General features: G+C 39.0%; 15 protein-coding genes. 10 read left to right on the forward strand and 5 right to left on the reverse strand.

Translation table 11 applies throughout. The features are described 5' to 3' along the window. Nucleotides 1-367: 367 nt before the first annotated feature. Nucleotides 368-1,861, reverse strand: coding sequence for a guanosine-5'-triphosphate,3'-diphosphate diphosphatase (gene gppA / locus L655_RS0118645; protein WP_024605917.1), 1,494 nt, complete (start codon nt 1,859-1,861; stop codon nt 368-370). Between the two features lie 43 nt (nt 1,862-1,904). Continuing rightward, a complete protein-coding gene (gene rhlB / locus L655_RS0118650; RefSeq protein ID WP_024605918.1) occupies nt 1,905-3,182 on the reverse strand; it encodes an ATP-dependent RNA helicase RhlB in 1,278 nt (425 codons plus the stop codon). 91 nt (nt 3,183-3,273) lie between these two features. On the opposite strand from rhlB, the gene trxA reads away from it, so the two are divergent. After that, nucleotides 3,274-3,600 carry a thioredoxin TrxA gene (trxA, locus tag L655_RS0118655; protein ID WP_002960942.1) on the forward strand — a complete coding sequence of 109 codons (327 nt, stop codon included), beginning with the start codon at nt 3,274-3,276 and terminating at the stop codon, nt 3,598-3,600. Nucleotides 3,601-3,786: 186 nt separating this feature from the next. Continuing rightward, the gene (gene rho / locus L655_RS0118660) at nt 3,787-5,046 is read left to right on the forward strand and encodes a transcription termination factor Rho (RefSeq protein WP_002960945.1); all 1,260 of its coding nucleotides are present in this window, start codon (nt 3,787-3,789) and stop codon (nt 5,044-5,046) included. A gap of 64 nt (nt 5,047-5,110) precedes the next feature. Here rho and L655_RS0118665 read toward each other — a convergent pair whose 3' ends face one another. Then, nucleotides 5,111-7,930: an ATP-binding protein gene (locus tag L655_RS0118665; protein ID WP_024605919.1), complete on the reverse strand. Its 2,820-nt coding sequence runs from the start codon at nt 7,928-7,930 to the stop codon at nt 5,111-5,113. Between the two features lie 76 nt (nt 7,931-8,006). Between L655_RS0118665 and L655_RS0118670 the strand changes: the two genes are divergently transcribed. Then, nucleotides 8,007-8,579 carry a DNA-J related domain-containing protein gene (locus L655_RS0118670; protein WP_024605920.1) on the forward strand — a complete coding sequence of 191 codons (573 nt, stop codon included), beginning with the start codon at nt 8,007-8,009 and terminating at the stop codon, nt 8,577-8,579. Between the two features lie 22 nt (nt 8,580-8,601). On the opposite strand, the gene dbpA is transcribed toward L655_RS0118670, so the two are convergent. Continuing rightward, complete coding sequence (gene dbpA, locus L655_RS0118675) at nt 8,602-9,990, reverse strand: ATP-dependent RNA helicase DbpA (RefSeq protein WP_002960948.1); 1,389 nt, start codon at nt 9,988-9,990, stop codon at nt 8,602-8,604. Between the two features lie 189 nt (nt 9,991-10,179). Here dbpA and L655_RS0118680 point away from each other — a divergent pair, with 189 nt between their 5' ends. From L655_RS0118680 to L655_RS0118690, 3 genes are all read left to right on the forward strand, one after another. Continuing rightward, nucleotides 10,180-12,258, forward strand: coding sequence for a TonB-dependent receptor (locus L655_RS0118680; protein WP_024605921.1), 2,079 nt, complete (start codon nt 10,180-10,182; stop codon nt 12,256-12,258). A gap of 180 nt (nt 12,259-12,438) precedes the next feature. Continuing rightward, nucleotides 12,439-13,839 (forward strand): M20/M25/M40 family metallo-hydrolase, encoded by a 1,401-nt coding sequence (locus L655_RS0118685; protein ID WP_024605922.1) that lies wholly within the window; start codon nt 12,439-12,441, stop codon nt 13,837-13,839. Between the two features lie 86 nt (nt 13,840-13,925). Beyond that, nucleotides 13,926-14,867 (forward strand): SEL1-like repeat protein, encoded by a 942-nt coding sequence (locus L655_RS0118690; RefSeq protein ID WP_024605923.1) that lies wholly within the window; start codon nt 13,926-13,928, stop codon nt 14,865-14,867. 44 nt (nt 14,868-14,911) lie between these two features. Here the strand turns inward: L655_RS0118690 and L655_RS0118695 are convergent, their stop codons facing one another. Continuing rightward, nucleotides 14,912-15,817: a DUF808 domain-containing protein gene (locus tag L655_RS0118695; protein ID WP_024605924.1), complete on the reverse strand. Its 906-nt coding sequence runs from the start codon at nt 15,815-15,817 to the stop codon at nt 14,912-14,914. Nucleotides 15,818-15,962: 145 nt separating this feature from the next. On the opposite strand from L655_RS0118695, the gene L655_RS0118700 reads away from it, so the two are divergent. The 4 genes from L655_RS0118700 (at nt 15,963) to fre (ending at nt 20,703) form a co-directional block, all read left to right on the forward strand. Beyond that, entirely contained in the window at nt 15,963-16,244 is a 282-nt protein-coding gene (locus L655_RS0118700; protein ID WP_024605925.1) for an MliC family protein, read from the forward strand. Nucleotides 16,245-16,311: 67 nt separating this feature from the next. Beyond that, a complete protein-coding gene (locus L655_RS0118705) occupies nt 16,312-18,342 on the forward strand; it encodes a methyl-accepting chemotaxis protein (RefSeq protein WP_024605926.1) in 2,031 nt (676 codons plus the stop codon). Between the two features lie 71 nt (nt 18,343-18,413). Continuing rightward, nucleotides 18,414-19,880, forward strand: a complete 1,467-nt coding sequence (ubiD, locus tag L655_RS0118710; protein ID WP_002960958.1) for a 4-hydroxy-3-polyprenylbenzoate decarboxylase — start codon at nt 18,414-18,416, stop codon at nt 19,878-19,880. Between the two features lie 109 nt (nt 19,881-19,989). After that, entirely contained in the window at nt 19,990-20,703 is a 714-nt protein-coding gene (gene fre / locus L655_RS0118715; RefSeq protein ID WP_024605927.1) for an NAD(P)H-flavin reductase, read from the forward strand. Nucleotides 20,704-20,845 lie beyond the last annotated feature (142 nt).

A 20,845-nucleotide genomic window follows, 5' to 3' on the forward strand; every position in this document is an offset into this window, starting at 1 on the left:
AAGTAGGTTGGCTGTTAGAACTCAATCTGTACGAGTGCCCACACAGATGATTGCTTTATATTGTTAAAGAACGTTTTGAGTCGCTTTAGCGCCTCAAGGGATGCGAATAATACGCTTTCCTATTTTTTTGTCAACACTTAAATTTAAACTTTCTAAAAAGATTCAACCTAAGTTTTACTTAACACCCTGAGTTGTTCATGCCTCGCTATGCGTTGGCGTTTCCCGTCTCAGTGGGGTCGCATTATAGGGAGATCCGAAAACAGATCAACCCTTTTTTGAAGAAAACTTGAAATAATGTGCTGTTCGCACATATTTACATCGAAATGGTTACTTTAAACACTAAAAAGGCCCTGATGGGCCTTTTTGGTTAGTTTACTATGAGCTTCCAGCCAAGTTTACCTTGCTGTTTAGACTCTTGTTGTAGCTCGCTGGCCATTAATGGATGATCTTTTAACCAGTTACTTTCAAACTTAAGGTCTAACACTTCATTTTTAGCAGTTAACTCAAACTTAGGCAGTACATCATCTTGTCTTCGCATTGATAAGATGACTGATATTCGTAGTAATCTCACTATATATTGCGCTAATAGACTATTTACCCCGAGTGAATTAAAACAGCCTTTTGGAAAATCAGATCGATGTGCATCTGCTACCGCTACTATTAATTTATGCTCTGACTGTGAAAAACCAGGCATATCGGTATTTTCCAAAATATAAGCGGTATGTTTATGGTACTGCTTATACTCTATTAGTAATCCAATCTCATGAAGCTGCGCTACCGCTTTTAATAGTGGTAACCCATTTAAACTTTCAATTGGCCAATCTTTATCAATATTTACCGCTAACTGCATAGCTAAGCTTGAAACTCGACACGCTTGTTTTTGATCAACGTGATAACGACTCATAAACCCATCAACTGTGCGTTTGCGAATATCGTTATTATGAAACTCCGGAACCATGCTATATAAAACACCTTCACGCAGTGCCCCGCCCGCCAATCCCATTTTTTCTATTTCAAGAGATTCAAATAGTGCGATTAAGATTGCGAGTCCTGATACAAATACCAGTCGACGGTCTTCACTTAATCCAGGAAGGTCTAGCGCTGCAATAGTGCTAAATGCAATTGCTTGATCTTTTATAGTGTTGAGCTTTTCAAGTGTAAGTAAGTCGTCAAGATTTTGCGCGACCATAATTTCTTGAATTGCTTGTACTGTACCAGAAGCTCCAGATGCAATTTGCCACCCAGCAGCTTTATACTCTGGAGAAATTTCATCAATGACTGTACGAGCTGCTTTTATTGCTGCGTTAAAGTTACTCTTACTTAGTTGGCAATCTTTAAAGTAGCGTTCAAGATAAGTAACACACCCCATGTTGAGGCTTTTGTAATGTAGGGCATCAAATGCCTTACCAATTACAACTTCGGTACTTGCACCACCAATATCAATAACCAGCTGTTTACCAGTACAAGAAGAAGTATGGGCAACACCTTTATAAATTGTGCGCGCTTCTAATTCTCCGCTAATAACATTGATGTTATGACCAAGAATCTTCTCGGCATGATTTTTAAATACTTCGGCGTTAGTCGCTAAGCGCAAGGTAGCAGTGGCTACTATGGTGATGTTTTTATCTGGGATATCTTGTAGACGCTCAGCAAAAAGGGCAAGGCATTCCCAGCCTCGCTGCATTGCTTCAGTGCTCAATACGTTATCTTTATCAAGCCCTGCGGCTAATCGGACTTTGCGTTTAACACGTCCAATTGTTTGTAGACCGCCAGCAATTGATTTGGCTATAAGCATATGAAAGCTATTTGAGCCCAAATCAATAACTGCGTATACATTTTTTTGCGGTTTAAGTTGCCCCACCGTTCAAAAACCTCTAGTTACTACTGCTTATACAAACGGTCGCTTACGACCGTCCTTTTTGGTAACTATTATTTGGACGACGTCCGCTGTTATTACTGCGATTACGTGGACCATTTGAATAGTTGCGCTTTCTTTGAATAATAGGCTGAGTTAAATCATCTAGCAATGCTGTTTTATCATAATGCGATAAAGGAATGCTGTGCTCTATATACTCTTCAATTTCATGCAGGTTGTATGCATATTGCTCACACGCAAAACTAATTGCATGACCTGATGCTCCAGCACGACCAGTACGACCAATACGGTGTACATAATCTTCACAATCATCAGGTAAATCAAAGTTAAATACATGACTTACTTCTGGGATATGAAGACCACGCGCAGCAACATCGGTTGCAACTAAAAAGTCTAATTCGCCTTTGCTGAATTGCGCTAATATAGTTTGGCGTTTTTTCTGGTTAACATCACCAGTAAGCATACCTACACGATGACCGTCTGATTTAAGCCAAGCATATACTGTTTCACAACTATGCTTGGTATTTGCAAACACGATTGCTTTCTCTGGCCATTCTTCTTCAATTAAGGTTAACAACAGCTTAATTTTATCTTCTTGCGAAGGATGAAATAGCTCTTCTTGAATACGTTTACCCGTTTTAACGTCAGGTTCAATTTGAACATGCTCTGGGTTTGTCATGTGCTCAAAAGCTAATTCTTGTACGCGGTACGATAATGTGGCAGAAAATAATAAGTTTAAACGCTTTGATGTATCTGGCATGCGATCGAACATATAGCGAATATCTTTGATAAAACCTAAATCGAACATACGATCGGCTTCGTCCAGCACGACTACCTCAATTTCATTAAGGGTGTAACAGCCTTGCTTATACAGATCAATTAGGCGACCTGTAGTACCAATTAAAATATCAACGCCTTTTTCTAGTTGTGCACGTTGTTTTTCGTAATCTTCGCCACCATATACTAAACCTAAGTTAAGATTACAGTGCGGCGCTAAAATTTTAGCATCTTTGTGTATCTGAATCGCAAGCTCCCGAGTAGGGGCCATGATCAGGGCTCTTGGATGTTTACTAGGTGCTTTGCTAGATTGTAATAACCGATGGCACGTGGCAGTTAAAAACGCCAACGTTTTGCCTGTACCCGTTTGAGCTTGGCCCGCGATATCGCGTCCATCACAAATAAAAGGTAGGCATTTTGCTTGAATAGGTGTGCAATATTCAAACCCATTCTCGGTTAAACCGGCAACCACTTCCGGTGCGATAGCAAAGTCTGAAAACTTTTTATCGGTTAAATGTGTCTTAGTCATAGCGTTTAAGCATAACGTTTAAACTTGCAATAAGAAACAAGAGTGTTTAAATACGCACTAAATATTTCGCCTAACTAAATCGGAGAGCGCAATGAGCGAGAAAATAATCCAAATTACTGACGATAGCTTTGAAGCTGACGTATTACAATCAGACAAACCAGTACTAGTAGATTTCTGGGCTGAATGGTGTGGACCTTGTAAAATGATCGCCCCTATTCTTCACGAAGTTGCTGATGAATACGACAGCCGTGTGACTGTTGCTAAATTAAATATTGACCAAAATGCTGGAACACCGCCAAAGTTTGGTATTCGTGGTATCCCTACTTTACTTCTTTTTAAAGATGGCCAAGTAGCTGCAACGAAAGTAGGTGCTCTTTCAAAAACTCAACTTATCGAGTTTTTAGAAAACAACATCTAACGGTAAGCTAGAACAATAAAAAGGGCTTTTTTGCCCTTTTTTAAATTTATTTTGTATAAAGACTGGACGCTTTGCCAGTGAACTGCTAGTTTATAAAGCCAACTAATCCTTAGTTATATTCAACAAACCTCACTCAACGATCAAAGCGATTTTGAGTATGACAACTGTAATAAAGAACCCACCAATATGCATTTACGCGAATTAAAAGACAAGTCGATTAAAGAGCTTGTAGACTTAGCTGAGTCCATGGGGCTCGAAAACGTAGCCCGCTTAAGAAAGCAAGATATCATTTTTGCCATTCTTAAATCCCATGCCAAAGGCGGAGAGAATATCTTCGGCGGCGGTGTATTAGAGATTTTACAAGATGGTTTCGGCTTCTTAAGATCATCAGAAGCCTCTTACTTAGCTGGGCCAGATGACATTTATGTTTCACCTAGCCAAATTCGCCGTTTCAGCATGCGTACTGGCGATTCAATTTCAGGTCTTATTCGTCCACCTAAAGACGGTGAACGTTACTTTGCTTTACTTAAAGTAAATGAAGTTAACTTTGATAAACCTGAAAACTCTCGAACTAAAATTCTTTTTGAAAACCTTACTCCACTACATGCAAACGAACGTTTTCGCATGGAACGTGGTAACGGCAGTAAAGAAGATATTACAGCCCGTGTACTTGATTTAGCATCTCCTATTGGCCGCGGCCAACGTGGCTTGTTGGTAGCTCCGCCAAAAGCGGGTAAAACAATGCTACTTCAAAACATTGCACAATCAATTACGCATAATCATCCTGATGTAACATTAATGGTTTTACTTATTGATGAACGTCCGGAAGAAGTAACAGAAATGCAACGCCTCGTTAAAGGCGAAGTTATTGCATCAACGTTCGATGAGCCAGCTTCTCGTCACGTACAAGTTGCCGAAATGGTTATCGAAAAAGCAAAACGTTTAGTTGAGCATAAAAAAGATGTTGTTATCTTACTGGATTCAATCACTCGTTTAGCACGTGCTTATAACACCGTTATTCCTTCATCAGGTAAAGTACTTACTGGTGGTGTTGACGCTAACGCATTACACAAACCTAAGCGCTTTTTTGGTGCTGCACGTAATGTTGAGGAAGGTGGTAGCTTAACAATTATAGCTACAGCGCTTATCGACACTGGCTCTAAAATGGATGAAGTTATCTACGAAGAGTTTAAAGGTACTGGTAACATGGAACTTCACCTTAACCGTAAAATTGCGGAAAGACGTGTATTCCCTGCTATCGACTTTAATCGTTCAGGCACTCGTCGTGAAGAATTACTAACAAAACCAGATGAGCTTCAAAAGCTTTGGATTTTACGTAAAATTGTTCATGACATGTCAGAAATTGATGCAATGGAATTCTTAATCGATAAACTATCGATGAGCAAAACCAATGATGAATTTTTTGATTCGATGAGACGCCAATAAAAGCGTTTTAGCTGAATAAAAAAAGCGCCTAAGGCGCTTTTTTTGTGTCTGGATTAAACATTGTTTAACTTTCGTTATACTTTTTAAGTACACTCTGCAGCGTATCAACGAGTGCTTTAAAGTCATTCGCACTACTTTTTGGAGTCCTGCGTAAAAGTGCTCTATCTAAACTTTGAGCTGATTGCGCTATTTCATCTAAACCAAACATTTGCGCCGCGCCTAAAATACGATGGCTATCTTTTTGTAGCGCAGCTAAATCTTCACTTATAAAATGCTGTGTAATCGTTTCACTCTCCAAAGCAAAGCTTTGCTTAAAACTAATGACAAGATCGCTCATATCAACTTCATTTTGCTGTGCAATTGGCTGATCTTCTGCACTATGTAGGTGATTAGAAAGCGCTTTATAAAATGACTCTTTATCTATCGGTTTACCTAAGTAACCACTGAACCCTAACTCTAAATAGCCATCCACTTCATGACTCATAGCATTTGCAGTTAAAGCAAAAATAGGCCGCTCAAAACCACACTGTTTTAATAGCTGAAAAGCAGAACGCCCGTCCATCACAGGCATTTGAATATCGAGTAGCACTAAATCAGGATACTCTTTTAAGCACTGCTCTACCGCTTGCTCACCGTTTTCAACGGCAATAACCTCGAGCCCCATTGAACGTAAATAGCGGCTTATTAACCTTCGATTGTCAGGATGATCTTCTGCAAGTACAACACGCCCTGCCAATTGCTTATTTACCTTAGGAGCACTTTGAGTTTCAATCAGGCTTTGCGATTTATTTACTTCTGCGCACGGTAAAAAGAACGAAAACTGACTGCCCTTTTTGTATTCGCTTTGTACACTGATATAACCGCCCATCATCGCGGCTAATTGTTGCGATAAGCTAAGTCCTAACCCTGTCCCCCCAAAGCGACGGCTAATACTGTTATCAGCTTGGCTAAAGCATTCAAAAATAAGCTTTAACTGTTTAGAGCTCATACCAATACCGGTATCTTTTACAATAATCACTAGCCCTTGTTCACTCTTATTTAAAGCAATAATGATTTGGCCAGCGTGAGTAAACTTAATAGCATTAGCACATAAATTTATAAGAATCTGTTTTACGCGTATTAAATCCAGCTTAGTGTAAAACTCATTACCCACTTGATTGTCTAAAATGAGGCGTAAATTTTTTGCTTTTGCTTGAGTGATAAACATTGCATGTACGTCATTTACAAGCTCTACAATATCAAAGCACGAAATATTTAACTCTAATCTATTGGCTTCAATTTTACTTAAATCGAGTACATCATTTATTAAGCTTTTTAAATGGTCACTGTGACGCTGAATTACTCTTAATTCATCTTTAAGTGACTCAGGCTCATATAATTCATTAATTAAAGCATCTGTTTGCCCTAAAATAGCCGTTAGTGGAGTGCGGATTTCGTGGCTAATATTGGCCAAAAACTGGCTTTTAACATCGTTAGCTTCTCTTAGCTCCTGTGCTATTGCCTGTAACTCGGCAGTGCGCTGCGTAACTTGCTCTGTTAACTGCTGCTTAGCGCGTTTTTCTGCGCCACGGCGGTAAAGCGCAATACCAGTTACAACAACCAAAAGTAATAGTAAAAAAGAGAATAAAGTAAGCTGAGAACGCTGCGACATTTTTAGCTCTTGCACACGTCGATCTTGTTTAAGTTTTTCTATTTCTTGGTTTAATTGTGTTGCTTTAAATTGATGCTGAAGTACCGCTAGTGCATTTATAATTGCTGTACTTCTGAGTTTTCGTAGCTCACTAATATATTCTTGTTGCAAGGCCATTGCGCTTGAATAATCGCCTTTACTGGCTTCAAGTAGTGCTTTAGTCCCTAAACCCTCCCTAATTATTCGCTCACTGCCATATTCGTGGGCAAGTGAAATAGCTCTATCTAAACTTATTTTTGCCTCTTCTAAGTTGCCTTTAACAAACTGAATTTTACCAAGCGCATGTAGCGCATTAAGCTCTAAATTATGGTTACCTATTTTAAGCGCATAGTACTCACCTAATTTAGCTTGCTCGTACGCTTCATCTACTTTTTTTAACACTAAATTAGTATTTGCCAAGTTGGTATATTGCGTAGATAACTTATTGTAATCATTGGCTGAAATATAATAACGCAGCGCTAGCTGATAATAATGTAGTGCTAAATCAAATTGATTACTCTCCATATGAGCAACACCCATATTGTTGTATACCTGCGCAATACCGCTTTTATCATCTAACCGCTGATAAACTTTAAGTACATCTTGATAAAGACTAAACGCACTATCGTAGCGTGATAAGCGTATATAAACGCCTGCTATATTAAGTAATATGTCGGTTTGATCTTGCTCACTACCGTGCGCTTCGTAAATAGCTTTTGCCTTTAAGTAAAACTCTAGGGTATCGCCTAGCTTATTCATATTAAAATAAGCCAAACCAATATTATTTAGTAAATTTGCTTGTTCAAGTAGTTGTTCATTTTTTTCAGCTAATACTAGGGTGCGGGTATATTCACTTATGGCCTTTTGAAATAAGCCTTGATAAAAAAGTGCTACACCTTGCATTTTTATTGCACGAAAGTGCTCGTCAGGAAAGAAAGTATCTGAAGTGTTTTTTTCTAATAATTTAAAATAGTGTAAAGATTCTTTAAAATTATCAGCCGATAACGCACTATTACCTAATGCCGAATAAACAGCGACACGCTCTTTTTTAGAAACGTTTTTATTAGCAAGTAACGTATTTGCTAATTGTAATTTAGGCTCCCACTGCACTTCGTTTTTGAATTGCTCAAATAACGAATCACTATTTTTGGCAAAGCTAGGAGCTATTAGTACACAGCATATAGTAAATAAGAGGCATTTAAACTTGCCCAGCATAATTTTAATCCTTCAAACCGTTACTTATATCAGTGTAATCTTTATTGAAGATACACTAACTACTAGGGCCTAAACAATGCTTAACCCACTGATTGATGAGATTTTTGAGCTGATATTAACAAGGCAGGTTTGGCAAGTTCATACTTTAGCAGCAGAACTGACAAACCGCAGCGCAATAACAACACTCGATAAAAGCCCTGAACGTGATTTATTGAAACGTAACTTTTTAATTATGAATGCATTGTACCAACTGCAGGCACAATTACGCCCTCAAAGTTTACTCATTTCAACTCTGCATATCGAGCTTTTAGAAAAAGAAGATAATAGTTTAGTAACAACGAACGAAAATTTGCGAGATTATTATTTAGATTGGCGTAATTACGATACCGATGAAGAGAAAATTGATGAGCTTTTGAATAGTTTTTGGCGTCAGTTTAAAACGACATCACCACAACAAGTATTAAATGACAATGAATTTAAAGCGTTGGCTTTAGAGTGGAAATTACCCGAAAATTTCACTCTTAAAAACGTTCAAAAGCGCTGGAGACAACTTGCATTACAGATGCACCCAGATAAACCAAATGGTTGTGAAGTTAAGTTTAAAAAAATAAAATTACAATACGAGCAGCTAAAGGTAGCTGCTCGCTAATTTGTTAATTTAGCGGTTTAAATTAACGAGTAAGGCGACGAGCGCGTATTTTACGCCCTTTAATGTTGCCTTCGGTTAGTTTGCGAAGTGCTGGTTTTGATGAGTTACGTTCAACAGCAACAAATGCTACGTTATCAAGTACGTTAATTTTACCTACTTGACGACCTGCAACCCCATCCTTACCTGTTAGAGCACCAAGAATATCGCCTGCACGTACTTTTTGCTTTTTACCTGAATCAATCATCAAAGTAACCATTTCAGGTCGGTACGGCGGTTTATCTAATAAATTAAACGGCGGCATTTGCTCTGGAGTAATATCACGCTCGTAATGATCGCCAATTTGTGCAATTTTAAACGCTTCAGCTTCACCATAAATAGAACAAGCAATGCCCTTTTTACCAGCACGCCCAGTTCGGCCAACACGGTGAACATGTGTTTGCGTGTCATGTGCTAAATGGTAGTTAATAACCATATCCATGTCATCAATATCTAAACCTCGTGCAGCAACATCGGTTGCAACAAGTATTGAAGCACTTTTATTTGAAAAGTGAATTAGCGTACGTTCACGATCGCGTTGCTCTAAATCACCGTGCAATGCAACAGCGCTGAAGCCTTCGTCAGCTAAATCATCACACACTTGTTGAGTTTCTACTTTGGTATTACAAAATACAACACAGCTTTGTGGTGTAAATTTAAGAAGTAATAACTTAAGCGTTGGATAGCGCTGCTTATTGTTATCCATTTTGTAGAAGTACTGCTTAATTGTGCTTTTGGCTTGCTCTTCTTCTACTTTAACCATTTCTGGGTTTTTAAGTACACGCTTAGCAATTGCTTCAATGGCTCTTGGGAATGTAGCACTAAATAACAATGTTTGACGATTTTGTGGAATACGCTCAATAATTGCATCAAGTGTGTCTTGAAAACCCATATCAAGCATTTGATCGGCTTCATCAAGCACCAATGTTTCCACATCATCTAAACGTAAAGTACCTTTACGAATATGGTCATCAACACGCCCTGGCGTGCCAACAATAATATGCGCACCATGTTCAAGTGAACCTATTTGCGGGCCAATTGAAACACCACCACATAACGTCAATATTTTAATGTTATGAATGCCGCGCGCTAATTTACGCATTTCAACTGCAACCTGCTCGGCAAGTTCACGAGTCGGGCACAAGACTAAAGATTGAATACGAAAGCGTTTTACGTTTAATTTAGCTAACACACCCAAGCTAAACGCAGCAGTTTTACCTGAACCGGTTTTTGCCTGAGCAATGATGTCTTTACCAGCAAGTACAGGCGGCAAACTTTGCGCTTGTACAGGTGTCATGTGGGCATAGCCAAGTGTTGATAAGTTATCAACGAGTCCAGCCGGTAAAGCCAAAGATGAAAAAGCAGTTGAAGTCACAGTAAGTTCCATAGCAATAAAATAACATGGGAGAAAGCCCCACTAATATGCAGCTTATAATAGCAGAATTCGTAATTGGCAACCATTAACAAACACATTATAAAACATGTTAATGAAAGATGTTGAAAATGATAGTAGTTTGCATTAAGATCGCGATTGTTTTTTACATACCTGCGCTGGAAGCAATTAATGAAACTGAATTCTATTTACATAGCACTATTAGCAAGCATTACAACAAGCACATATGCAAACACTACCGACCTTGAACGCATAGAAGTAAAGGGTAGCTACTTTAACGATTACAAAGTAGATAACGCTAATGGCGCAATGAGAACATCAGCTTCATTACTTGAAACTGCACAATCTGTCACTGTAATAACCGACACTATTATTAGCGAACAGCTTGCCACTACACTTGGCGAAGTACTCACAAATGACGCAAGCTTAACTGCAGGCTCACAACAACGAAATCGTGAAGTATTTAACTTACGTGGCTTTGAGCTGAGCTCATCGACAGGTTATTTACGCGACGGTCATCAGCATTGGTCGCACTATCAGCAACCAATCGAAATTTTGCAGCAAGTTGAAGTAATTAAAGGCCCATCAAGTATTTTATATGGTCAGTCAGGCCCGGGTGGTTTGGTTAACATGGTAACTAAAAAGCCTACAGCACAAACACTATTTAATGCCAGTGCCGATGTAGATCAGCATGGCTCAACGCGCTTTATGGTTGACGCTGCAGGTGCCTTGACTGAATCGGAAGATTTACGTGCTCGCGGGATTTTAGTAAAGCAAGACGTTGACTACTGGCGTGAGTACCAAAACGGTGAAAACCGTGAGCGTGACCGCTTTTTAGGTGCATTAGTTGTAGATTACGATATTAGCGATAACGCATTAGTACGTGTGCATTACGACCGCACAGATGACGAAGCAGGTTTAGATACTGGCGCATGGATAGACGATAATGCCAATGTAATTGGTAGCGATAAAACAATCCGTGATATGTCTTGGGCATTTACCGACATAACCGTAGAAAACCTAGGTGTAGACCTAGAAGTATTTTTAACCGATAACTGGCAAGTAAAACTTGGCTATAACGAACAAACGTTTGAACGTCAACGCTTTGAGTCAGCACCTCGCATGCCTAGTAGCTTTACTGAAGGTGACAGCTATGAATCTCGTCCTTACGACCGTTTTGACGATTGGCAATTTAAAACTGCATTTATTGATTTTATTGGTGAATTTAAAACAGGTAGCTTACAGCATCAGTTTTTAATTGGCGCAAACTCGCTAGATTACTACTACGGACAACGCCGTACTTCTGCTGACTACTTTGATTTTTCTGCAGGACAAGCAGAACCATCACGCCCATCTGTAAGTTATAAAACAGATGATACAGTATGCGAAACTGAATACGACTATTACGGTATTTACGTTCAGGACTTAATTTCGTTCTCACCACAATGGCAATTATCGCTAGGTGGCCGTTACGACAAACAAACACGAGAAGGTGCAGATAACGAGTCATTTGTACCAAAGATAGGTGTGCTTTATCATCCAAATACTTCGGCAACTATATATGCTAGTTACTCAGAAGGTTTTGAGCCTCAAGGTAGTGAAACTCTGGTTGATGAAACCGATGTAAATAATGGCATGAAGCTAGATGCCATTACCTCAGAGCAAAGAGAGATTGGTATTAAATGGCAATTATTTGATGACCGTTTACTGCTTACAGGTGCAATTTTTGATATTAGTAAAGAAGGCACACTTGTTAGCGAACAGCTTGAGACGCCTATTGGCTCATTCACAAGTGAAACAAACCAAGTGGGTGAACAACGCCATAAAGGTGTTGAAGTAAGCGCTCAAGGCGCTGCTACTGACCGTTTATTTGTAATGGCATCAACTATGTACCTAGATGCTAATTTTGAACGCGATGAAGTATTGGAAGGCAAACGCCCTACCGATGCACCTAAATGGTCGGCATCACTTTGGACGCGTTATGAATTAAACGACGCCATTGCACTTAATGCTGGTGCATTTTACGAAGGCGAGCGCTTTGCAGATAGCGATAATACAATTACTAAAGATGCCTATACGCGTGTTGATGTAGGCGCCACTTATAAGTTTAACTTAAGTAATACCGATATTAATTTACGCCTTAACATCGAAAACTTATTTGATAAAAGCTATTTAGGTGGTGGCGGAACTAATAACGTAACTGTTGGCGAAGGTACAAATTTTCGTTTGGCTGCGCAATTTAGCTTTTGATTAATAGATTACAATAATAGTTTTAAAATATAGCCCGCGTAAATTTACGCGGGCTTTTTTATATCTAAACGTTTATACCTAACAGCATTAAACCTATTACAAAGTCTATTCATCTCATCTATTTTTTATAGCGTTTATTACATGCTTTAATAGTGTTAATTATTAAAAAGGCTTACCCAAATGAAAAAATTAATTACCGCACTGCTGCTTACTAGTAGTATGGCTGCAAACGCTAACAACGCCGAATTTACCCAAAAGCAATTACAACAAGTAGACGAAGTGCGCACCTCTGCACTAAATAGTGATCTAAGCTATAAATTACTAGAGTCATTAACAACTGAAGTAGGACCTCGCTTACCTGGTACTGAAAATGATAAAAAAGCAGTGGCATGGGCTAAAGCTAAATTTAATGAGCTTGGTTTTGATAAAGTATGGCTTGAAGAAGCGACTTTTCCTGAATGGCGCCGTTATAGCGAAAGCGGAAAAATACTAACACCAAGCGAGCAACCTCTACATTTAACTGCATTAGGTAACAGTATAAGCACGCCAAAAGATGGGATTACAGCGCCGGTTGTATTATTCGAAACACTTGATGAATTAAAAGCCGCACCGGCGAACAGCCTAAAAGGTAAAATTGCGTATATTAATTACCGCATGAACCGCGATATAGACGGGAATGGTTACGGACCTGCTGTAAAAGCACGTGGCACAGGCGCGATAGAAGCATCTAAAAAAGGGGCTGTTGCCTACATGATGCGCTCGGTAAGTACTGGTCATCATCGTTTTGCACACACTGGCGGTAGTTACTACAAAGAAGGTGTTACAAAAATACCTAATGTAACCATTGCTAACCCAGATGCCGATCAGATTGCACGACTCATTGCTTTAGATAAAGACGTTTCTGTAAATATTAATGTGCAAACCGAAAGCCTTGGTGAAGGCACTGGTTATAACGTTATTGGCCAATTTAATGGTACCGAAAACCCTGAGCAATATGTATTAATTGGCGGGCATTTAGATTCTTGGGACTTAGGAACTGGCGCACTAGATGACGGCGCAGGCGTTGCACTAACAATGGCAGCCGCTAAACATATTAGCGATGTAAAGCGTCCTAAGCGAAGTATTCGTGTGGTACTTTTTGCAGCTGAAGAGCTAGGTCTTTGGGGTGCAAAAGCTTATTTTACAGAGCATAAAAACGAGCTAAGCAATATTGTTGCAGCAGCTGAGTCTGATTTTGGCGCTGATGTTGTATATGCTTTTGAATCGAACGTAAGCGCAGAGTCACTTCCTGTAGTGCGTGCTATTGCAAAAGAACTTGCGCCGTTAAATATTGAGCATATTGGTAAAAACCAAGCGAATGGTGGCCCTGATCTAATTCCACTTAAAGCAGCAACCTCAGCACCTATTTTTGAACTTGCTCAAGATGGAACAGATTACTTTGATTACCATCATACAGCTGACGATACGCTTGATAAAGTAACACCTGCTAAGCTGCGTCAAAATACCGCTGCATACGCTGTATTTGCTCTAATGGCTGCTGATGCAAAAACAACAATTAAGCCTAAAGCTCAAAATAAGTAATAACTGACATACTTACTTACAGTTTGTGGCTTTAACTAACACGCTTCTTGTTTTACCTTTAGGTAATTAAACAAGGAGCGTGCTTTATGTTACTTTTCAACACGAGTGAATCATTTCCACATTTTGCACAAACAACACGCTGCCCTCATTGTCAAAGCGACGCCTACCATTTAGTAAATAAAAGCCGCTATTTACGGTTTAGTATTTTACCTATGCTTGCCTTAAAATTAAGCTATAAACGCGAGTGCTATCAATGCGGAAAAAGCGAACCTGTAAAAATAACGCAACTACCGTTAATAGAAAAACTAAGCCTACCTAAATACTTTATTGGTGTATTTTTATTACTTTGGATTGTTTTATTTTTTTATCAACAGCACCTTAATAGCGAGACTCGAAAGGAAGGCTATTTAAATACGCCTAAAATATATGATACTTACTTAGTACACGCCGACAAATTTACACACGAGCCCTGGACCCTAACCAATTTAAAAATTGCTCAAGTTTTAAATTTTGACGAACAATTTATTACCTTTCAGATAAGCAACTACAGCTATAAACGTAATAATAGTATTACTTTGGCAATGCGTACTAGCCAGCTAATTCAAGACAATTACTTTTCCACTAAAACAATCACCCTCCCTCGTGATGAAGTAGCACGCCTTTACAACGACGAAGCTATTTACGACGTTCTGCGCCCCTATGCCAACATCCTTTATGGTGGGTTTGTGATGCATCCTCCCAAACCTAAGCCACTATATAAAGGCTTAAAGCTCGATAAAAACAATCAACAAGGCATTATTTATTTTAAAGATGGTTTGTTTGTTGAAGCATTTAATAGCTTTAAACAAGCTGCTGAAGCGGGCTCTCAATGGGCGCAATTAAATTTAGCGCAAATGTATCGTGATGGTCAGGGAATAGATCAGGATCAACAGCAGGCTATTTATTGGTACAAAAAGGCTATTGAGCAAAAAAATACTAAAGCACAATTTGAATTCGAATCTCTTTGTAAAATAGCTAACTGTGAATGAGTGAATTTCAATATAGCTGGCGCAACAAGTACGCCAGCTTGGAATTATTTTTTAAATAACTTTGTATAACCTACATGTATAAGCACAACAACTAAGCCAGCAATCACGCCTAGCAAACCATCAAACAATAGAGGAGCTAATACCTCTCCTGTACCGCCAGCAACAGATTGGGCATAGTTTGTTACATCGACTTGAGTATGATGCAGTAACTCAACACCATGTACTAAAATCCCGCCACCGACTAAAAACATCGCGATGGTGCCCGCAAATGCTAAAAACTGCATCAACCTAGGCGCTGCTGCGAGTAAGCCTTTCCCAAGTAATTCTTTAAATTTATTAGCTGTTACCTTTGATTGGTTGAGTAAATAAAGTCCGGCATCATCCAGTTTTACAATACCTGCCACTAAGCCATAAACACCAATAGTCATTATAATTGCGATAACACAAAGCACTAAAGCTTGATTAAGCAATGTAGCACCTGCCACAGTACCTAAAGTAATCACAATAATTTCGGCAGAAAGAATAAAGTCGGTTCTTATTGCCCCTTTTATTTTTTGTTTTTCGTACTCAACTAAATCTAATTTCTCACCCTCGTCTACCGCCTCACTGTTATGAGGCAAAAACTTAGCAAATACTTTTTCAGCTCCCTCAAAACATAAAAACAAACCACCCATCATTAAAAGCGGTGTTATTAACCAAGGCAGCCATACGCTTATTAATAAAGCAGCGGGTACGAGTATCGCTTTATTTAAAAATGAGCCCTTTGCCACAGCCCAAACAACCGGTAATTCACGCTCTGCTGCTACACCTGTAACCTGCTGTGCATTGAGCGCTAAGTCATCGCCTAATACACCCGCTGTTTTTTTTGTTGCAACCTTACTCATTGTCGCAATGTCATCAAGTAAAGTGGTTATATCATCTAATAACGTTAAAAGGTTAGTGCCTGCCATAAAGCTTCCGAGCTCAAAAAATATTGCTATAAACATAACTTAAAGCGCTACTTTCACCAACGGTTAATTTTGCTTTGTTATTCTTACATTAGATTAAAATTTTGCCCTGTGTTTTAACTAACGTTTAAAGAAGATGGGAGGAAAAATGAAAGTATATTTAGCATTAATCGCTATTTTACTAAGCTTAACCGCATGTAGTGATTTAAAAACCAGTACTGCTTACCAATGCGATGATGAGAGCGTAAAACTCAATATTATTAATAATTCTGAAGCCGAACTTATCTTTAACAATAAAGTGCATGTACTTAATCACGAAAAAAGTGCCTCAGGGAATAAATATATAAGTGAAGAGGTACTGTTTTGGGGTAAGGGTAAGGAAGCCATGTTAATCATTGCAGGTAAAAAAAGACAGTGCACCAAGGTTTAACATAAAAACAACCAATAATGCTACAATAATGCTACAATAATTAAAGATCCATTATTGTGATGAAGTTATGCGTTCAATTGCGATCAAACATAAAATAATTTTAGCCTTTACAGCCATTGGCATATTGGTGCTAACAAGTAGTGTATTTTTTTATTGGTCATTAAACAAAATTAGCGTTAACAATACCCGAACCGAAAAATTAGCGGTTCCGGTACAACAGTTCAGCAAAGATTTAAGGCTATCATTACTGTCTATTACCAAATTTAACGCCTTAGCTTACAGCCAAGCAAACCTTGATTTACTTCAACAAAATAAAAAACAGGCGCAAGTTGAGCAACAACAATTTAGCGATATGCTCAATTTGTTAAGCACTCAACTAAATCAACAAATAACAATGCAAAATTTACTCACCAGTACCAACGCAGGTTTCGAGCAACTGACTGAAGTAAGTGTCGCAATCTTTAGCGCTAAAGAGCGTAAGTTTGTAGCGCAAAATTCCACCATAGAATTATCAGCAACGTTTAACGAGCAACTTTACAATTTAAGTTCTAACTTACTTGATATAGAACTTTTAGAAGTGCCTGTAAAACAGCAGGCGTTACTTAATGCTATGTTTGGAACAGCGACCCGTATAGATGATTTATTGTTTAACTTAAGCAATAATATAAAAAGCATTACTCAAACTGCAAGTATCAATGATTTAAATAGTCATCAGCAAGATACTCTATTTCTACTAGATAACATTCAACCTAATTTCACCTATTTAGAGCAACAAGCGCTACCTTTTGATAATGCGTTTAATGCTAAAAATTTAACGGCTAAGTTTAATCAATTAAGAGAGTTACTTAACAACGATACAGGAATTTACGCCCAACAAAATAAAGTACTCAAAAGTGCTATTGCTGCGGCTCAAAATTTTGAACACTTTCAACAGCAATTTATAACAACAGAAGGTCAGCTTATTGAACTTAATAAATTGGCTGATGAGCGCTTTAATGCCTTACAAACTAATGCAAAGGCCGCCATAAATACAGGGATTAGTTCTGTAGTAATTATTACGATTGTTTTAATTATATTGATTATCGCAATCTCTATTTTTACAACTCGCGCAATGCTAAAACCGCTTAAAAAAGTAAACCGCGATTTAGCCCGAATCGCCTCAGGTGATTTATCAAAGCGAAGCCACCCACGTAGTAAAGATGAATTTGGTACTTTGCTAAATAACATAAATAAACTCAGTGAAGACCTTACTAACCTAATTGGTGCAATTAGTAGCGACGCCCACGAACTAGACAGCAGTGCTATTAAAACCAGTGAAAAAGGTCAGCAAATGACGGTTGTTGCACAACAGCAGTTAGAGCGAAGCGCGCAGGCAACATCGCTTGCACAAAATATGCTAATCAACTCACAAGCGGTTTATGAACAAGCAGATAAAACATCAAGTGAAATAACAAACGCATCGCAATTTGCAAATGATGTAAACGAGATTGCTAATCAAAATAGTCTAAGTATAGAAACTTTATTGCAGCGCCTTGATAAAGCAGTAGGCAGCACAGAAGAACTCGCACAGTACACCCAGCTTATTGAAGCCATTATTGAAACAATTAGTAGCATTGCCGAGCAGACTAACTTACTTGCACTTAATGCTGCAATTGAAGCAGCGCGAGCGGGTGAAAACGGACGCGGGTTTGCTGTAGTTGCTGATGAGGTTCGATCATTAGCTGCACGTACACAAACCTCGACTAGCGAAATAAACACCATGATCCAAACATTGCAACAACACACTAAAACAACTCAAGAACACATTACTGATGGCCAACACCAAGCCAAGCAATGTGTTAAAAACAGCACTGAACTAAATAAAGCCGTAGAGCGTATTAAAAGCACATTGTTGTCTGTTAATCAGATGAGTGAGCAAATTGCTCATGCATCACATGAGCAATTGACTAACAGTGGCGACATTCAACAAATAATGGCAAAGGTGACAGAGCAAGCAACCTTGAATGCCCAAAACGCGACAACCCTAGCAAGCGAAAGTGAAGACGTAAACCAACTTGCACACTCTTTAACGAGTGCCGTAGAGCGCTTTAAGTTTTAAGTGCAAGTAATGACTTGCCTTGCATGAAATGGGTATAATACTTTAACTCTTTTGCTTAATAGCGGCCCACAATGAAATATAAAGATCTACGTGATTTTATCGATTTGCTTGAAAAAAAAGGCGAACTTAAACGTATCACCCAAGAAATCGACCCGTATCTTGAAATGACCGAAATATCTGATCGCACATTGCGTGCAAAAGGCCCTGCGTTATTATTTGAAAACCCAAAAGGCTACGATATGCCGGTGCTTACCAACTTATTTGGTACACCAAAACGCGTAGCAATGGGCATGGGCCAAACAGATGTTAGCGAGCTTCGCGAAGTGGGCAAGCTACTCGCTTTTTTAAAAGAACCTGATCCACCAAAGGGTATTAAAGAAGCTCTAGGCGCTATACCTATTTTTAAGCAAGTGCTTAATATGCCTGCAAAAGAAGTTAAAAAAGCGCCTTGCCAACAAGTAGTTTTAGAAGGTGATGATGTAGATTTAACTAAATTACCTATTCAACATTGCTGGCCAGGTGATGCAGCACCATTAATTACTTGGGGCCTTACAGTTACCAAAGGGCCTTATAAAAAGCGCCAAAATTTAGGTATTTATCGCCAGCAATTATTAGGCAAAAATAAAATAATTATGCGCTGGTTGTCACATCGTGGTGGCGCGCTTGATTTTCAAGAATGGTGTAAAGAAAACCCAGGGCAACCCTACCCTGTATCGGTAGCATTAGGTGCCGATCCTGCCACTATATTAGGTGCTGTAACGCCTGTACCTGACACTCTAAGCGAATATGCATTCGCTGGCTTATTACGTGGCAGCAGAACCGAAGTTGTAAAATCTATTTCAAATGACCTACAAGTCCCTGCCAGTGCAGAAATAGTACTTGAAGGTTACATAATGCCTGGTGAAATGGCGCCAGAAGGCCCTTATGGTGACCATACCGGTTACTATAATGAAGTAGATGACTTTCCAGTAATGACGGTCACTCATTTAACGCATCGTAAAGATCCTATTTATCACAGCACATTTACCGGCCGTCCGCCTGATGAGCCTGCTATTTTAGGTGTGGCACTTAATGAAGTGTTTGTACCGATACTACAAAAGCAATTCCCTGAAATTGTCGACTTTTACCTTCCGCCTGAAGGGTGCTCATATCGTATGGCGATTGTAACAATGAAAAAACAATATCCAGGCCATGCTAAGCGCGTGATGATGGGAGTTTGGTCGTTCTTACGTCAGTTTATGTACACCAAATTTGTAATCGTCTGCGATGACGATGTTAACGCCCGCGATTGGGAAGATGTTATTTGGGCTATAACAACCCGAATGGATCCAGCGCGTGATACAACATTAATAGAGAACACACCTATTGATTATCTCGATTTTGCATCGCCAGTCTCAGGTCTTGGTTCAAAAATGGGAATGGATGCTACCAATAAATGGCCTGGCGAAACCACCCGCGAATGGGGCGAGCCTATTGTTATGGATAAAGACACCAAAGACCGTGTAGATGATATTTGGGAAAGCCTTAATATTGTTTAAGTGTTTATATGTAAGTACATATCAGGCTATAAAATAACCCTGCAGATATGCTAGAATCGAGCTATTCGATTGCGTATCTGCTGTTACAAGCGCTGCTAAAAGGTAAAAAATGCAAACATTAAAAGCTGAAGTTGTAGCTATCAGCCCACTTACAGAATTTGTTCATAAAGTAATTTTAAAGCCACAACAACCGGTGACCTTTGAAGCTGGCCAATACATGCAACTCGTATTAGGCGAAAAAGACAAACGTGCTTTTTCTATAGCTAGTCGCCCTTCACAGTGCGATGCAATAGAACTGCATATTGGCGCCTCAGGTGCCGATTCGTATGCAATGCAATCGTTAGAGCATTTACGAAACGCCCATACCACAGGGCAGTTAGTAGACATTGAAGCTGGCTTGGGTATTTCACAGTTGCGCCTGCAATGTGAGCGCCCTATTATTTTACTCGCCGGTGGTACTGGTTTTTCATACGCAAAATCAATGGCTGATCATTTAGCTGAAATAAAATGCGACCGTCCTGTGTTGTTTTACTGGGGCGTAAAAGAAGAATCTGCTTTATACGCACACACAGAAATGCAAGCATGGGCAGATAGCCATGAGAACTTTAAGTTTATTCCTGTAGTAGAAAATCCATCTGCTAATTGGCAAGGGCACACTGGCTATGTACACAAAGCAGTAATGCAAGATATTGTGTCACTAGAACCATACGATATTTATATGGCAGGTCGTTTTGACATGATAGGTATTGTCCGTGATGACTTTATTATTCATGGTGCAATTCGTGAAAACATGTACGCAGATGCATTCGCATTTATCAAATAATTGAAATTTACTTTCAGTTATGAATAAAGGCACCTAATCGGTGCCTTTATTTTTATAGCAACAAATATTTAATAGTTAAAACCTATCAACTCCATCAATATAAACAATTTCCTAAATCCCTATCTATAAACCATACTTTGTA

It is taken from the genome of Pseudoalteromonas sp. TAE79 (assembly GCF_000498015.1).
Taxonomy (GTDB): Bacteria; Pseudomonadota; Gammaproteobacteria; order Enterobacterales; family Alteromonadaceae; genus Pseudoalteromonas.

Excerpts from the sequence above, each read along its gene's own strand:
- rhlB (WP_024605918.1), bottom strand. The coding sequence starts at position 3,182 with ATGACTAAGACACATTTAACCGATAAAAAGTTTTCAGACTTTGCTATC.
- L655_RS0118680 (WP_024605921.1), top strand. The coding sequence starts at position 10,180 with ATGAAACTGAATTCTATTTACATAGCACTATTAGCAAGCATTACAACA.
- L655_RS0118705 (WP_024605926.1), top strand. The coding sequence starts at position 16,312 with ATGCGTTCAATTGCGATCAAACATAAAATAATTTTAGCCTTTACAGCC.
- ubiD (WP_002960958.1), top strand. The coding sequence starts at position 18,414 with ATGAAATATAAAGATCTACGTGATTTTATCGATTTGCTTGAAAAAAAA.
- L655_RS0118700 (WP_024605925.1), top strand. The coding sequence starts at position 15,963 with ATGAAAGTATATTTAGCATTAATCGCTATTTTACTAAGCTTAACCGCA.
- L655_RS0118670 (WP_024605920.1), top strand. The coding sequence starts at position 8,007 with ATGCTTAACCCACTGATTGATGAGATTTTTGAGCTGATATTAACAAGG.
- L655_RS0118685 (WP_024605922.1), top strand. The coding sequence starts at position 12,439 with ATGAAAAAATTAATTACCGCACTGCTGCTTACTAGTAGTATGGCTGCA.
- L655_RS0118690 (WP_024605923.1), top strand. The coding sequence starts at position 13,926 with ATGTTACTTTTCAACACGAGTGAATCATTTCCACATTTTGCACAAACA.
- rho (WP_002960945.1), top strand. The coding sequence starts at position 3,787 with ATGCATTTACGCGAATTAAAAGACAAGTCGATTAAAGAGCTTGTAGAC.
- trxA (WP_002960942.1), top strand. The coding sequence starts at position 3,274 with ATGAGCGAGAAAATAATCCAAATTACTGACGATAGCTTTGAAGCTGAC.
- L655_RS0118665 (WP_024605919.1), bottom strand. The coding sequence starts at position 7,930 with ATGCTGGGCAAGTTTAAATGCCTCTTATTTACTATATGCTGTGTACTA.
- L655_RS0118695 (WP_024605924.1), bottom strand. The coding sequence starts at position 15,817 with ATGGCAGGCACTAACCTTTTAACGTTATTAGATGATATAACCACTTTA.
- fre (WP_024605927.1), top strand. The coding sequence starts at position 19,990 with ATGCAAACATTAAAAGCTGAAGTTGTAGCTATCAGCCCACTTACAGAA.